The organism is Paenirhodobacter populi (assembly GCF_004022215.1).
GTDB lineage: Bacteria > Pseudomonadota > Alphaproteobacteria > Rhodobacterales > Rhodobacteraceae > Rhodobacter > Rhodobacter populi.
The window spans coordinates 158,778-174,564 of sequence record NZ_SAUZ01000001.1; the positions used below are offsets into that span (position 1 = coordinate 158,778).

Annotated in this window: 12 protein-coding genes; 3 read left to right on the plus strand and 9 right to left on the minus strand. The window is 65.8% G+C overall.

Annotation, left to right across the window (positions count from 1 at the left end):
- Window positions 1–124 precede the first annotated feature (124 nt).
- From hflC to rpiA, 4 genes are all read right to left on the minus strand, one after another.
- Window positions 125–1,027, minus strand: a complete 903-nt coding sequence (hflC, locus tag D2T30_RS00735; RefSeq protein WP_128207236.1) for a protease modulator HflC — start codon at window positions 1,025–1,027, stop codon at window positions 125–127.
- Window positions 1,024–2,175, minus strand: coding sequence for an FtsH protease activity modulator HflK (hflK, locus tag D2T30_RS00740; RefSeq protein ID WP_128186733.1), 1,152 nt, complete (start codon window positions 2,173–2,175; stop codon window positions 1,024–1,026). Before hflK ends, hflC begins: the two co-directional genes overlap by 4 nt.
- Before the next feature lie 80 nt (window positions 2,176–2,255).
- Complete coding sequence (gorA, locus tag D2T30_RS00745) at window positions 2,256–3,602, minus strand: glutathione-disulfide reductase (protein ID WP_128207237.1); 1,347 nt, start codon at window positions 3,600–3,602, stop codon at window positions 2,256–2,258.
- Window positions 3,603–3,665: 63 nt separating this feature from the next.
- Window positions 3,666–4,448 carry a ribose-5-phosphate isomerase RpiA gene (rpiA, locus tag D2T30_RS00750; RefSeq protein WP_128186727.1) on the minus strand — a complete coding sequence of 261 codons (783 nt, stop codon included), beginning with the start codon at window positions 4,446–4,448 and terminating at the stop codon, window positions 3,666–3,668.
- 198 nt (window positions 4,449–4,646) lie between these two features.
- Between rpiA and D2T30_RS00755 the strand changes: the two genes are divergently transcribed.
- Complete coding sequence (locus D2T30_RS00755; RefSeq protein WP_128207238.1) at window positions 4,647–6,026, plus strand: L-serine ammonia-lyase; 1,380 nt, start codon at window positions 4,647–4,649, stop codon at window positions 6,024–6,026.
- Here the strand turns inward: D2T30_RS00755 and D2T30_RS00760 are convergent.
- Window positions 6,007–6,921, minus strand: a complete 915-nt coding sequence (locus D2T30_RS00760; protein WP_128207239.1) for a LysR family transcriptional regulator — start codon at window positions 6,919–6,921, stop codon at window positions 6,007–6,009. The two genes, D2T30_RS00755 and D2T30_RS00760, sit on opposite strands and share 20 nt — an antisense overlap.
- Window positions 6,922–7,049: 128 nt before the next feature.
- Here D2T30_RS00760 and D2T30_RS00765 point away from each other — a divergent pair, with 128 nt between their 5' ends.
- Window positions 7,050–7,823 carry an SDR family oxidoreductase gene (locus D2T30_RS00765; protein WP_128207240.1) on the plus strand — a complete coding sequence of 258 codons (774 nt, stop codon included), beginning with the start codon at window positions 7,050–7,052 and terminating at the stop codon, window positions 7,821–7,823.
- 348 nt (window positions 7,824–8,171) lie between these two features.
- Window positions 8,172–10,727, plus strand: a complete 2,556-nt coding sequence (locus D2T30_RS00770) for a GcvT family protein (RefSeq protein WP_128207241.1) — start codon at window positions 8,172–8,174, stop codon at window positions 10,725–10,727.
- A gap of 99 nt (window positions 10,728–10,826) precedes the next feature.
- On the opposite strand, the gene guaA is transcribed toward D2T30_RS00770, so the two are convergent.
- The 4 genes from guaA to D2T30_RS00790 all read right to left on the minus strand — a co-directional run bounded on the left by guaA (window position 10,827) and on the right by D2T30_RS00790 (window position 15,774).
- Window positions 10,827–12,383 (minus strand): glutamine-hydrolyzing GMP synthase, encoded by a 1,557-nt coding sequence (gene guaA / locus D2T30_RS00775; protein ID WP_128207242.1) that lies wholly within the window; start codon window positions 12,381–12,383, stop codon window positions 10,827–10,829.
- Window positions 12,384–12,738: 355 nt separating this feature from the next.
- Window positions 12,739–14,004: a branched-chain amino acid ABC transporter permease gene (locus tag D2T30_RS00780; RefSeq protein ID WP_128207378.1), complete on the minus strand. Its 1,266-nt coding sequence runs from the start codon at window positions 14,002–14,004 to the stop codon at window positions 12,739–12,741.
- 62 nt (window positions 14,005–14,066) lie between these two features.
- Window positions 14,067–15,068: a branched-chain amino acid ABC transporter permease gene (locus D2T30_RS00785; RefSeq protein WP_128186715.1), complete on the minus strand. Its 1,002-nt coding sequence runs from the start codon at window positions 15,066–15,068 to the stop codon at window positions 14,067–14,069.
- A gap of 1 nt (window position 15,069) precedes the next feature.
- Entirely contained in the window at window positions 15,070–15,774 is a 705-nt protein-coding gene (locus D2T30_RS00790; protein ID WP_128207243.1) for an ABC transporter ATP-binding protein, read from the minus strand.
- Window positions 15,775–15,787: the final 13 nt, after the last annotated feature.

Consider the following 15,787-nt stretch of genomic DNA (forward strand, 5'->3'; position numbering starts at 1 on the left):
CGGGGCGCAAAAGGCGCAAATGAAAGACTGTCGCGTGGCGTCAATTCGGTGTGAAAGCCTGCGATCAGGATCGCGATCACAGGAAGGCAAAGGGGGCCGGCGATGCGCCGGCCCCCTCTTCAGGTCATTGTGCGGCGACCACAGGGGTGCCGCCGTCGCCCAGGCTCTGGACGAAATGGCCGTAGTCGAAATACAGGCTCGACGGATTGGTGACGAGCGAGGTCGACCCCGGCTTCAGGCTGTCCGAGTAGAACTGCAATGCCCGGGTAAAGGCGAAGAAGGACTGGTCCCGGCCATAGGCTTCGGCATAGATGCCGTTCGCCTCGGCCTCGGCCTCACCGCGGATGATCTCGGCCTGACGGCGCGCGGCCGAGGTCAGCTCGATCACCGTCCGGTCCGCCGCGGCCCGCACGCGCTGCGCCGCTTCGCCGCCGCGGGCGCGTTCGTCCGCCGCCTCGCGTTCGCGTTCGGCCCGCATCCGGGCGTAGGTCGCCGCAAGGTTCTGCGTCGGCAGGTCGGTGCGCGTCAGCCGCACGTCGATCACGTCGACGCCGAGCGAGGCCGCCTCGCGCTTCGCCTGATCGCGGATCTGGTTCATCAGCGCGGTCCGGTCATCCGACAGCACCGCCGTCGACGGCACGGAACCCATCACTTCGCGGATCGCGTTGTTCAGGATGCCGTCGAGCCGGCTTTTGGCGAATGCCTCGCCGCCGGTGCCAACCGCCTCGCGGAAGCGCACGGTGTCGGCGATCCGCCAGCGGGCGAAGGCATCGACCACCAGCCGGCGGTCGTCCAGCGGCGTGACTTCCAGAGGCTGGGTGTTGATGCTCAGGATCCGGTCGTCGTATTTCGCCACGGTCTGGATCAGCGGGACCTTGAAGCCAAGGCCCGGATCGGTCCGTACCGTCGTCACTTCGCCGAACTGCAGCACCAGCGCCTTTTCGCGTTCGTCCACCACGTAGAACGAGGACAGGGCGAGCCCGCCCAGAACCACCGCGACGGGAATGAGGTATTGCGCGCGCATCAGTTGTTCCCTCCCGTGGCTGCGGTCACCGTGCCGTTGCGGCGCAACTGGTCGAGCGGCAGATAGGGCACCACGCCCTGTTCGCTCTGGCTGTTGTCGATCATCACCTTGTCGATATCCCCGAGCGTCCGTCCCATGGTTTCAAAGAACATCCGGCGTTTGGTCACATCCGGCGCCTTGACGTATTCCTCGTAGACCGAGAGGAAGCGCGCCGCCTCACCCTGCGCGTTGTTGACGGTCTGGGCACGATAGGCTTCGGCCTGTTCCTGCAACTGCGCCGCCTGACCGCGCGCACCGGCGGTCACCTGGTTGGCATAGGCATCCGCCTCTTTCTCCAGCCGGTCGCGTTCCTGCTGCGCCGCCTGCACGTCGCGGAAGCTGTCGATCACCTCGGACGGCGGGTCGGCGCGGTTGAAGTTCACCCGCACGACGTTGATGCCGACGCCGTAATTGTCGAGCGTCCCCTGCACCGCGGCGCGCAGATCGGTGGCGATCGCACCGCGGTCGCGGTTGAGGATCGGCGACAGTTCGGACCGCGCGATGATGTCGCGCATCGCCGAGGCCGAAACGGCGCGGATCGTGTCTTCGGGATCGGCCAGATTGAACAGGTATTTCGCCGGGTCCGAGATGTTCCAGACAACCTGATATTCGATGTCGACGATGTTCTGGTCGCGCGTCAGCATCAGCCCGGAATCCGAATCCCCCGCGCGCCCGGTACCAAGCTCGGTCGTGCGTTCATCGGTGACGGGAAGCACTTCGGCCGTGATCACGGGCCAGGGGGCAAAGTTCAGACCGGGGTTGCCGGTCTTGTAATATTTGCCGAACATCAGCTCGAGCGAGCGTTCGTTCTGCTGCACGGTGTAGAACGAGGCCCAGCCCCAGGCCGCGACGATCCCGGCCACCACCAGCGCGACGGTGCCCTTGCCGAAGCCGCCCGTGGGCAGGCCGCCGCCGCCCGAGGGCCGTCCGCCACCCGTGCCGCGTCCCCCCATCAGCACGCGCAGATGTTCGGAACCCTTCTTCATGATGTCTTCGATCTCGGGGATCGGACCTTCGGGCGGACGCCGTCCTCCGGGTCGCCGGTTCGGGTCGCGGTCGTCTTTTCCCCCGTTCTGGCCACCGCCAGATCCCCAGGGACCTCCGTTCGTCATGCTGTCCTCGCCTTCCGTTGTGTCCCTGCCGAGGTGGGGAGGGATCTTTCAAATTCAAGTTCGTGTGAGGGCCAAAACCCTCAGCGAACAGGTTTGCGCAGCGTCACCAGCTCTTCCGCCATCGTCGGATGGACGGCGCAGGTGGCGTCGAACTGCTCTTTCGTCGCGCCCATCTTCATCGCGATGGCGGCAAGCTGGATCATCTCGCCCGCGTCGGGGGCGACGATGTGGCACCCCAGAACCTTGCGCGTGGCTTTTGAAACCACGAGTTTCATCAATACCTTGTCGGGCGATCCTGCGAAAGAGGATCGCATCGGGCGGAAGCTGGTCGCGTAAACCTCGATCTCCTCCTGCGCGCGGGCGATTTCCTCGGTCAGGCCGCATGTGCCGAATTCGGGCCGGGTGAACACCGCCGAGGGCACAAGGTCGTGATCCATCCTGCGGGGCCTGGCGCCAAAGACGGTATCGGCAAAGGCATGGCCCTCGCGGATCGCCACCGGGGTCAGCGCGATGCGGTCCGTCACGTCGCCCACCGCGTAGATCGAGGGCACGTTGGTCTGCGACCAGTCATCCACCATCACCGCGCCATTGACCGCAAGCTTGACCCCCGCCGCGTCCAGCCCCAGCCCCCTGGTGTTCGGCACCCGGCCGGTGGCATAGAGCACGGCGTCGAAGGTCTCGGTGATCTCGCCCCCGGTGACGGCCAGACCCTCCGCGGTCTTGCGGACCCGGTCCACGGTCACGCCGATGCGCGTCGCGATGCCGCGCGCCTGCATCTGTTCCGTCACCAGATCGGCGCATTCCCGGTCGAAATAGCGCATCAGGGGCGAGCGGTTCCACACCGTCACCTGCACGCCCAGCCCTTCCATGATGCAGGCGAATTCGACGGCGATATAGCCGCCGCCGACGATCAGCAGTCGCCGGGGCAGGGCGTCGAGCTTGAACATGTCGTTCGAGGTCAGCACATGTTCGCGCCCCTCGAACTCGGGCACGAAGGGCACGTCGCCCACCGCGACGAGGATATGCTTTGCGCTGATTTCCGTGCCGTCGGCAAGCCGCACCTCATGCGGGCCGATGACGGTCGCGCGCTGGTCGTGGACGGTGACGCCGGCGCCGGTCTGGCCCTTGCGGTAGATCGCCTCCAGCCGGTCCAGCTCGGCCTCCAGCTTCGCGCGGAACGCCTGCCAGTCGAAGCGGCCCACCTCGGTGGACCAGCCGTAACCGCGCGCCTCTTCGGCCATCGTGGGCACGGAGGAGGCATAGACCATCAGCTTCTTCGGCACGCAGCCGCGGATGACGCAGGTGCCGCCCATCCGGTATTCTTCCGCCAGCGCCACCCGCGCGCCATATTCCCCCGCCGCGATGCGCGCCGCCCGGACCCCGCCGGAGCCGCCGCCGATGACGAAAAGATCGTAGTCGAAGCTCATGTATCCGTCCGTTCTGTTTCCCCGCCGCGGCGTCTTGGCATGGGCCGGACGGGGCAAGGGGGCCTAGAGATCGGTGAAGATGTTCACCGTGTCGGGAAAGTCGATCCGTTCCTGCCGGACGGTGCCGGCGGCGATGTCGCGCAGCTCGACCTGACCCTCGGCCCCGCCGATCACCACCATGTCGCAGATGTCGATGAACAGGCCCGTCTCCACCACCCCGGCGATCTGGTTCAGCGTCACGGCCAGTTGCCGCGGATTGCCGATCCGGTTCAGGTGCAGGTCGAGGATGTAATTCCCCTCATCCGTCACGAAGGGCTGGCTGCCGTTCTGCCGCAGCGATGTCGTCCGCCCCAGCACGTCCATCGAGATCAGCGTCTCTTCTATGATCGTGCGGGTGGTCTGCCAGCCGAAGGGCACCACTTCGACCGGCAGCGGGAAGGCGCCAAGCTGCGCCACCTCTTTCGCCGCATCGGCGATCACCACCATCCGGTCCGAGGCCGTCGCCACGATCTTTTCCAGAAGATGCGCCCCGCCGCCGCCCTTGATCAGGTTCAGCTCGGGGTCGAATTCATCGGCGCCGTCGATCGTCAGATCCAGCCATTTCGCCTCGTCGAGCGAAACGATCTCGATCCCCAGTTGCCGCGCCAGATCCGCTGTGCGGGTCGAGGTCGGCACGCCGGTGATCCGCAGCCCTTCCTCGCGCACCCGCTCGCCCAGACAGCGCACCATCCAGGCGGCGGTCGATCCGGTGCCCAGCCCGACCTTCATCCCGTCCTCGACCAGAAGCGAGGCGCATTTGGCTGCGGCGAATTTCGCCTTGTCGATGGGGGACAGATCTGCGGGCATGGGCGTATCCTTCGGATGTTGCGTTTCGCTTATAGACAACCGGGATAATGGGTGCGAGTTAAAAACCACCCACCGGCATTCCGGCCCGGCGTCCTTCTTTCCTGCCCGCTGCGCCTTCGGCCGATTGCAGGTCGCTTTCGGGCTCTCGCGCGGCGGCGATGGTGACATGCTGGCCGGACGAGAGGAAAGGCACCGCGCATGTTTCTGAGCGTCTTCGATATCTTCAAGGTGGGCGTCGGCCCTTCGTCCTCGCATACGATGGGGCCGATGGTGGCGGGGGCGCGGTTTCTGGCGGCGCTGCGTGGCTCGCCCTTCCGGGCGGCGGGGCTGCGGGCGCGGCTGCACGGCTCGCTCGCCTTCACCGGCAAGGGCCATGCGACGGACCGGGCGACGATTCTTGGCCTCGCGGGGTTCGCGCCCGACACCTATGACGCCGAGGCGGCCGAGGCGGCGCTGGCCGCGAATCGCGAAACGAAGGTGCTGACGCCGCCCGGTCTTGGCGCGCTCGCCTTCGACCCCGAGCGCGACCTGATCTTCGATTACGGCCCGCCGCTGCCGCTCCATGCCAACGGCATGGTGATCGAGGCGCTGGACGCGCAGGGCGACGTGGTGTTGCAGGAAACCTATTATTCGATCGGCGGCGGCTTCGTGCGCACGGCGGCGGAACTCGCGTCGGTCGACGACAAGGCGCTGAGCGGCGCGGGCCCCGTGCCCTTTCCCTTCCGCACCGCCGGGGAAATGCTGGCGATGGCGCGCGAATCCGGGCTGAGCATCGCGCAGATGAAGCGGCGCAACGAACGGGTCTTCCGCAAGGATGCCGAGATCGACGCGGGCCTCGCGCGGATCTGGGCGGTGATGGACGATTGCCTGACGCGGGGGCTGACGACCGACGGCATCCTGCCCGGCGGGTTGCAGGTCAAGCGCCGGGCCAAGGCGATCCATGAATCGCTGCTGGCCGAGCGGGGAATGAACCTCGCTCCGCCCCACACGATCAACGACTGGGTGTCCGCCTATGCGATGGCGGTGAACGAGGAAAACGCCGCGGGCGGGCAGGTCGTCACCGCGCCCACCAACGGCGCCGCCGGGGTGGTGCCGGCGGTGATCCGCTACTGGCTCGACCATGTGCCGGGGGCAAGTAGCGCGCGGGTCGGGGAGTTCCTGCTGACCGCCGCGGCGGTGGGGGGGCTGATCAAGACCAATGCCTCGATCTCCGGCGCCGAATGCGGCTGTCAGGCCGAGGTGGGATCCGCCGCGGCGATGGCGGCGGCGGGGATCGCCGCCGTTCTGGGCGGCAGCCCCGAACAGATCGAGAATGCGGCGGAAATCGCGCTGGAACATCACCTCGGCATGACCTGCGACCCGGTGAAGGGGCTGGTGCAGGTGCCCTGCATCGAGCGGAACGGTCTGGGCGCGATCAAGGCGATCTCGGCCGCCTCGCTGTCGCTGCGCGGCGACGGGACGCATTTCGTGCCCCTCGACGCGGCGATCGAGACGATGCGCCAGACCGGCCGCGATATGGACCACCGCTACAAGGAAACCTCGCTCGGCGGTCTTGCCGTCAATGTGCCGAACTGCTGACGACCTCGCGCTTCAGCAGGTCTTCCAGCCAGTCGGCGAAGACCCGCAGCCGGCGCGACAGATGCTGGCGGTGCGGATAGAGCAGCGTCATCGGCAGCGGCGCGGCGCGATGCCGGGGCAGGATCTCGACCAGTTCCCCGGCCACCAGATGCCTGCGCACGTCATAGGCGGGAATCTGGAGCAGCCCCAGCCCGGCAAGGCAACAGGCGATGCTGGCCTCGGCGCTGTTCACCGTGACGCGGCCGCGCATCTCCATCGTCTGCGCTGTGCCGTTCTCGACCCATTCCCAAGGTTCCACCCTCCCGGTGGTCGGCGAGGCATAGTTCACCGCCAGATGGCTGGACAGGTCGGCGGGGCTTTCCGGCGTGCCGTGCCGCGACAGATAGGCGGGGCTTGCCACGTTGATCAGCGGCAGATCCCCGATCCCCCGCGCGATCAGCCCGGAATCGGGCAGCGGGCCGACGCGCAGCGCGCAATCCACCCCCTCGCCGATCAGGTCGATGGCCCGGTCGGTCACGCCCAGATCGATCTCGACCCCCGGGTAACGGTCCAGAAACTCCGGCAGCGCCGGGGCAAGGATCAGCCGCCCGATCCGGCCCGGCACGTCGATCCGCAGCTTGCCCATGGGCTGCGCCTGCCGGTTCAGGAACAGGTTCTCGGTCTCCTCGACATCGGCGATGACCTGAAGGCAGCGTTCATGGAAGGCGGCGCCGTCCGGCGTGGCCGACACCTTGCGCGTCGTGCGGTTGAGCAGCCGCGCCCCCACCCGCGATTCCAGCTCCGCGATCGCGGCCGAGACGGAGGACCGTGGCATTCCCAGCGTATCCGCCGCGCGGGTGAAGCTCGCGCATTCGACGACGCGGACGAAGGTGCGGAAAAGGTCGATGCGGTCCAATGCGATCCCTTTGTTCGGATATTCTGACAGATGATGTCAGGATGGCGCACTTTATGCCGTGATGCCAGACGATCATTATACCGCCGAACCGCCCGCATGACTGGGGGGCACAGCACAGGAGGCACCGGATGACAGCGCATTCGATCGAGGGGAAAACCGTCATCATCGCCGGAGGGGCGAAGAACCTTGGCGGGCTGATCGCGCGTGACCTTGCCGGGCACGGGGCGAAGGCGATCGCCATCCATTACAACAGCGCGGCGAGCGAAGCGGCCGCCGAGGAAACCGTGGCGGCGGTCAAGGCCGCGGGCGCGCGGGCGGCGGCCTTTCAGGCCGACCTGACCACGGCCGGGGCGGTGGAGAAGCTCTTCGCCGATGCGGTAGCAACCTTCGGTCGCCCGGACATCGCGATCAACACCGTGGGCAAGGTGCTGAAGAAGCCGATCCTCGACATTTCCGAGGCGGAATATGACGAGATGAGCGCGGTGAACGCCAAATCCGCCTTCTTCTTCCTCAAGGAGGCCGGGCGGCATCTGAACGACGACGGGGCGATCGTGACGCTGGTCACCTCGCTTCTGGGGGCGTTCACGCCGTTCTACGCGAGCTACGCGGGCACCAAGGCGCCGGTCGAGCATTTCACCCGCGCGGCGGCCAAGGAATTCGGCGAACGCGGCATTTCCGTCAATGCGATCGGGCCGGGGCCGATGGACACGCCCTTCTTCTACGGGCAGGAAAGCCCCGAGGCGCAGGCCTATCACAAATCCGCCGCGGCGCTGTCGAAATTCTCGAAAACCGGGCTGACGGATATCGAGGATATCGTGCCCTATGTTCGTTTCCTCGTGTCCGAGGGCTGGTGGATGACGGGGCAGACGATCCTCGTCAACGGGGGCTACACCACGAAATAGCAGGTCGCGGCCGGAATGGCGCGGAGGGGGCCAGTCCCCTCTTGGTCTGTGGCCAATTCACCCCCGGGATATTTAGGGAAAGCCGAAGGGAAAATGGCGCATCCAGTTGATGCGCCGCCGATTTTTGGATGACGTATGGATTTCGGAAATATGTTTTCATGAGTGGATGGTTGTGTTGACTGTGGCCGGGCGTCTTGCCCGGCCGCTTTTTTATGACCGTCGGCGCGGGAGGCGTTTTCGCGCGGATGGTGAAACGGTCGGGAACCTCTCTTATCATGTCGCAATCTCACGGACGAAAGCGGCATCCGGCGCTAACCTTTGCCGGTCAGCGGGTCGCGCGAGGATGAAATGAGCAGCTTTCCGGAACATGCAAACGTGGTGATCGTCGGGGTCGGCGGGATTGTCGGCGCCTCGGTCGCGCATCACCTGATCGAGCGGGGATGGGACGACATCGTCGGCATCGACAAGTCGGGCATCCCGACGGACATCGGGTCCACTTCGCATGCGTCGGATTTCGTCTTCATGACCAGCCACGATTACCTGTCGGTCTGGACGGCGCAGTATTCCGTCGATTTCTACGACAGGATGGGCCATTACGCCCGCATCGGCGGGCTTGAGGTCGCGCGCACGGGCGATGACGCATGGCTTGCGGAAATCACCCGCAAGGTGACCTCGGGTAAGGCCTTCGGCACCCGTGCGAGGCTTGTGGACGCGGGTTTCGCCAAGGAGAAATTCCCGCTTCTGGAAGAGGACATGGTCGCCGCCGCGCTGTGGGATCCAGATGCCGGGCTGGTCATTCCGCGCTCGCAGACCGTGGCGGGAAAGCTCGTGGATCAGGGCGAGAAGACCGGTAAGCTGCGCACCTTCGCCAACACCCCCGCCACCTCGCTGCTGATCGAGGGCGGGCGGGTCAAGGGCGTCGTCACCCCGCGCGGCACGATCCTGTCCGATCATGTCGTGGTCTGCGCCGGGCTCTGGGGCCGGCTGGTCGCCGAAATGGCGGGCGAGGATCTGCCGCTGATGCCGGTCGACCATCCTCTGACCTTCTTTGGTCCCTTCGACGAATTCGCCGGAACGGGCAAGGAGATCGGCTATCCGCTGCTGCGCGATCAGGGCAATTCCGCCTATATGCGCGACACGGGCGACCCCAAGACCGCCGAGGGCGGGCAGATCGAATGGGGCTATTATGAGACCGAAGAGCCCCGCATGTGCCATCCGAGCGAGATCCTTGAAAAGGAACAGTCGCGGCTGTCGCCCTCGCAGCGGGATCTGGACCTTGAACAGGTGATCGGCGGGCTGGAAAAGGCGATCGAGCTGACGCCGATTCTGGGCGAGCTTGGTTACAACGAAAGCCATTCCTTCAACGGGTTGTTGCAGGTCCATGCCGATGGCAATGCCTCGGTGGGCGAAAGCCAGAAGGCGCGGGGGCTGTGGTATTGCGTCGGCATCTGGGTCAAGGACGCGCCGGGCTATGCCAAGATCGTCACCGACTGGATGACCGACGGGCGCACCGGGGTCGACCATTCCAAGATCGACTTCGCCCGCTTCTATCCCTATCAGATGAAGCGCGACTACATCGACCCGCGCTGCACCGAAGCGGCGCTGAAGATCTATTTCCCCGCCGTTCATCCGCGTGAGCCCTATACCAAGGCGCGCAACATCCGCCGCTCGCCCTTCTACGAACGGGAAAAGGCGCTTGGCGGCCATTTCATGGAACTGGGCGGTTGGGAACGCGCGCATGGTTATGCGGCGAACGAGCATCTGCTGGCGAAATACGATGTGCCGGTGCGCGAGAACGAATGGGACAACCGCCATTTCTGGCGCGTCTCGAACGCCGAGCAACTGGCGATGAGCGATGATGTCGGCATGATCAACCTGTCGCATTTCGCCATCTATGACGTGACCGGGCCGGATCATGTGGCGTTGCTGGAATGGCTGGCGGCGGCGAAGATCGGCGGCGACGGGCAGGTGGGCCGCGGCATCTACACCCATTTTCTCGATGACGAGGGGATGGTGCGCTCGGACCTGACGATCTTCCGTCTGGCCGACCGCTGCCGGATCATCGACGGCGCCGACGCCGGACCGCGCGACTTCAACTACATCAAGCACATGGCCGCCGACAAAGGCTATGACGTCACCGTGACGGACGAGACCGAGGCCTGGGTCACGCTTGGCGTCTGGGGGCCGAACGCGCGCGAAAACCTCAAGAAGGTCGTCGAAAACCCCGAGGTTCTGGACCGCGAGAATTTCGCCTTCGGCACGCTCAAGGACATCCGCATCGCGGGCAAGGACGTGCTGGCGTTCCGCATCTCCTACGTCGGCGAACAGGGGTGGGAGCTGCACATGCGCTACGAGGACGGTCTGGCCGTCTGGGATGCCCTGCGCGAGATCGGCATCATGGCGGTGGGGGTGGAAACCTATGCCAACAGCCGCCGGCTGGAGAAGAGCCTGCGGCTGCAGAACGCCGACCTGCTGACGCAATACAACCTGTATGAAGCCGATCTGGCCCGGCCCAAGGTCAAGGAAGCCGATTTCCGCGGCAAGGCGAAGCATCTGGAATATCGCGCGCGCGACCATCAGCCGGCGATGCTGTGCACGCTGGTGATGACCGAAAACACCGACAGGAGCGGGGTGAAGCGCTACCCCGTCGGCATCATGCCGGTGCTGGACCCGGAAACGGGCGAAACGCTGGTCGATGAACTGGGGCGGCGGTCCTATACGACCTCGGTGGTCTACGGGCCGACGATCGGCGCCAATATCGCGCTGGCCTGGCTGCCCTGGTCGCAGGCGCAGAAGGGGCGCAGGCTGGCCGTCGAATATTTCGGCGAGACCTATCCGGTCGAGGTCGCAGGCGTCGGCTACGCGCCGCTTTACGATCCGGAAAACCTGAAGCCGAAGTCCTGATCCGGCCCGTTCAACGAAAACCCCGCCGGGAGCCAATCGCGCCCGGCGGGGTTTTCATATCGTCTTGCGCGATGGCAACGCGCGATCAGGGGCGTCCGGTCATTCCCACTCGATCGTGCCCGGCGGCTTCGAGGTGATGTCGTAGGTCACCCGGTTGATCCCCTTCACCTCGTTGATGATCCGCGTCGCGGTCTCGCCGAGAAATTCGTGGCTGAAGGGATAGTAATCCGCCGTCATCCCGTCGACCGAAGTCACGGCCCGCAATGCGCAGGCGTAATCGTAGGTCCGTCCGTCGCCCATGACGCCCACGGTGCGCACCGGCAGGATCGCGACGAAGGCCTGCCAGATCTCGTCATACAGGCCATGTTTGCGGATCTGGTCGATATAGACCGCATCCGCCTCGCGCAGGATGGCCAGCTTTTCGCGGGTGATCGCGCCGGGGCAGCGGATCGCAAGGCCGGGGCCGGGGAAGGGATGGCGGCCGATGAATTTCGCGGGCAGGCCAAGCTCGCGGCCAAGGGCGCGGACCTCGTCCTTGAACAGCTCGCGCAGCGGCTCGACCAGTTTCAGGCCCATCTTTTCCGGCAGGCCGCCGACATTGTGGTGCGACTTGATGGTGACCGAGGGGCCGCCCGAGAAGGACACCGATTCGATCACGTCCGGGTAGAGCGTACCCTGCGCGAGGAATTCGGCGCCCTCGATCCGGTTCGCGTATTTCTGGAACACGTCGATGAACAGCTTGCCGATCGTCTTGCGCTTGACCTCGGGATCGGAGACCCCCTCCAGCGCGCCGAGGAACAGGTCGGATTCATCCGCCGCGATCAGCTGCATGTTGTAATGGTCGCGGAACATCGTCACGACCTCTTCGGCCTCGCCCTTGCGCAGCAGGCCGTGGTCGACGAAGACGCAGGTGAGATTGTCTCCGATCGCCTCATGGATCAGCACCGCGGCGACCGAGCTGTCGACCCCGCCGGAAAGACCGCAGATCACCTTCTTGTCGCCGACCTGTTCGCGGATCTTCTGGATCGCCTGTTCGCGGTAGCCCGCCATCGTCCAGTCGCCGGTGAAGCCCGCCAGCCGCACGAAGTTTTCGTAAAGCCGCGCGCCCTTCGGTGTGTGGTGCACCTCGGGGTGGAACTGCACGGCATAGAAATTGCGCTCGACATCCGCCGTGATGGCGAAGGGCGCGTTGGGCGAGGTGCCGTAGACCTTGAAGCCCGGTGCGATCTGGCTGACATGATCGCCGTGGCTCATCCAGACCTGCTCGCGTCCGTCCTCGAACCAGCCGTTCAGGATGGCGAGGCGTTCCTCGGTCGGCGTGACGAAGGCGCGGCCGAATTCGGCGGTGCCGTGGCCGCTTTCGACCTTGCCGCCAAGCTGCGTCATCATGGTCTGCTGGCCGTAGCAGATGCCAAGGACCGGCACCCCCATCGTCCAGAGGCTTTCGGGGGCGCGCGGGCTGCCCGCCCGCGTCACGCTGTCAGGTCCGCCCGACAGGATCACCGCGCGCGGCGCGAAGTCGCGCAGGAAAGCGTCGGTGACCTTGTTGTAGGGATGGATTTCGCAATAGACGTTCAGCTCGCGCAGGCGCCGCGCGATGAGCTGCGTGACCTGCGAGCCGAAGTCGATGATGAGAAGGCGCTGGTGCTGTGTCATGTCCGGGGAATAGGCGGGGCCGGGCCGGAAAGCAAGAGGGCCGGAGGCGCGCGCATGCGACGGAGCCGCCGCCGCAGGCCGATGTCGGGGAGTGCATTTCAAAACCGGAACCTCCGGCGCGGGTGGAGGGGAAGAAGGGGCGCTGCCCCTCGGCGCAAGCGCCTCACCCCGGGATATTTGAGGAAAGATGAAGGGAAACGGTTCCTGTTTCCAAACGCCGCGCTTCGGAACCGGGGCCGGGTTTTCTGGCCGTCGTTTTTCCATAAATATCCCGGGGGTGAATTGGCCAAGGGCCAAGAGGGGGCTGGCCCCCCTCTCTCCCCATCCGCCCGCGTCTGCGTTCCCGGTCCCGAGATCACTTCTCCGGCAGCAGGCCCCGGGGCGCGAAGCGCAGCACGATGAGCAGGATCAGCCCCATGATGATGACCCGCATATGCGGCGCCGAATCGTAGAGGTGCTGGCGCAGCGGGCCGTCTGCCAGGGACATGGTGATCGTGTGCATGATCTTGGGCCCCCAGACCTCGGCCTTGATCCAGACATACCAGATCAGCACGCCGCCAAGGACCGAGCCCCAGTTGTTCCCCGATCCGCCGACCACCACCATCACCAGAATCAGGAAGGTGTAGCGCAGCGGGTTGTAGGAGGCGGGCGTCATCTGTCCGTCGAGGGTGATCATCATCGCCCCCCCAAGCCCGATCACCGCCGCGCCGAGGATGAAGATCTGCAGATGCCGGCCCGTGACGTCCTTGCCCATGGCGGCGGCGGAGACCTCGTTGTCGCGGATCGCGCGCATCATCCGGCCCCATGGCGATTTCAGCGCAAGCTGCGCGCCTAGGATCAGCACCGCAAGCACGACGCCGAAGATGCCAGTATAGAGCAGCTTCACCAGCACTGTCGAACCCGTCACCGGGCTGATGCCCCAGTCCGTCATCCACTGCACGAAGGCCGGGTTCGCCTGCAGGTCGACCTCATAGGGCACGGGCCAGGGGCGCGGGATGCCGGTGACGTTGAGAACGCCACGGTCCAACCATTCCTCGTTCTTCAGGACGGCGACGATGATTTCCCCGATGCCGAGCGTGGCGATGGCGAGATAGTCCGACCGCAGGCCGAGCGCGGTCTTCGCCACACCCCATGCGGCCAGCGCCGCGAGCAGGGCGCCCACCGGCCAGGACAGCATCACCGGCAGGCCGAGCCCGCCCAGATAACCTTGCGACGCCGGGTTGATCGCCTGGATCGCCGCCACCGCGGGGTCGAAGATCCAGCGGTAGACGAAGAAGCCCACCACCAGCACCGCGACGATCGACAGCCCCTTGGCCTTGCCCGTCAGATGGCGGTTCAGCCAGACGGCGGCGGCGATCGCCAGCGCCGCGACGACAAGCGCGAGCAGCACCCCCCAGCCGCCGGCCGAGAACGCTCCGGGCGTCGGCTGCATGGAAATCAGCACCGGCGCCAGCCCGCCGATCGCGGTGAACCCCACGACGCCCGAGTTGAACAGCCCCGCATAGCCCCATTGCATGTTGAGGCCGAGCGCCATGATCGCCGAGATCAGCCCCATGTTGAGGATCACCAGCGCGCCGTTCCAGCCCGAGGTCATCCCCTCGGCCACGATCAGCGCGGCCATGGCGGCGAACAGAAGCGGCGCGCGCAGCTTGCCGCCCCCGGCGGCATCGGGTTGACGAGTGCTCAAAACGATTTCCCCCTGAAGAGACCCGTGGGCTTGAACAGAAGCACGATAATCAGGATCACGAAGCTGACGGCGAACTTGTATTCGGTGGACAGGAGCTGCAGCAGCCCGTCGGCGTTGTAGCCCAGATAGCCCGCCACCTTCTTCCATGCATAGGTCACGCCGACCTCGGAAAAGGCGATGATGAAGCCGCCCGCGATGGCGCCGAGCGGATTGCCGAGCCCGCCGACGATGGCGGCGGCAAAGACCGGCAGCAGAAGCTGAAAGTAGTTGAAGGCCTTGAAGCTCTTGTCGAGGCCGTAAAGCACCCCGGCCGTCGTCGCCAGCGCGGCGGCGATGATCCATGTCACGGCGACGACGCGGTTCGGGTTGATGCCCGACAGAAGCGCCAGATCCTCGTTGTCGGAAAAGGCGCGCATCGACTTGCCGGTGCGGGTCTTCGCCAGAAACCAGAACAGCGCCCAGACCACGACGGCGGCGACGACCACGGTGATCGCCTGCGTCGAGCGCAGGGTCAGCGGCTCGGCCAGACCCGTCCAGTCGCGCCATTCCCGCGCGGTGATCAGGAAGCGGGCGCCGTCGTCGAAACGGATCTCGTCCACGCCGATGAGCAGGCGGGTGATGCCGTTCATCAGGAACATCACCCCCACCGACACCATCACGAGGATCACCGGCGCGGCATGGACCTTGCGGTAATAGCGGTAGATCACCCGGTCCGTCGCCAGCATCAGCGCCGCGGTGATCGCGATGCCGAAGGGCAGGGCGAGCAGCGCCGTCGGCAGCGGGCCGAGGCTGACCCCCGCCGCCTGCAACCCCCATGTGACGATGATCGTGACCGCCGTGCCGAAGGCCATCGTGTCGCCATGCGCGAAGTTCGAGAACCGCAGGATGCCATAGATCAGCGTCACCCCGAGCGCGCCGAGCGCGAGCTGCGCCCCATAGGCGGTGGCGGGGATGACGACGTAGTTCAGGATCGCGACAAGCGCGTTCAGCAAGTCCATCTCAACCCCCGAGGAAGGTGCGCCGGACCTCCGGATCGGCCATCAGCGCCGCTCCGGTGTCGGTGTATCTGTTCGCGCCCTGCACCAGCACATAGCCCGTGTCGGCGATCTCCAGCGCCTGCCGCGCGTTCTGTTCCACCATCAGGATGGAAATGCCGGTGCGGGCGATCTCGATGATCCGGTCGAACAGCTCGTCCATCACGATGGGGGAAACGCCCGCCGTGGGTTCGTCCAGCATCAGCAGTTTCGGTTTCGTCATCAGCGCCCGGCCCACGGCGACCTGTTGGCGCTGCCCGCCCGAAAGCTCGCCCGCGTTCTGCCGGCGCTTGTCGCACAGGATCGGGAACAGCTCGAAGACCTGCTCCATCGTGCCGGTGAAATCGTCCTCGCGGATGAAGGCGCCCATTTCGAGGTTTTCCTCGACCGTCATGGTGGGGAAGACGTTGTTGACCTGCGGCACGAAGCCCATGCCCTTGCGCACCCGTTCCTGCGGCGACAGGGCGGTGATGTCCTCGCCGTCCAGCGTGACCTTGCCCGCGCGCAGGCGCAGCATGCCGAAGACGGCCTTCATCGCGGTGGATTTGCCCGCGCCGTTCGGGCCGACGATCACCGCGATCTGGCCTTTCTCGACGCGCAAGGTGCAGTCGTGCAGGATGTCGGTCGCGCCATAGCCGCCGGTCATGCCGGAAGCGTCAAGAAAGCTCATCTCCGGCCCCCGC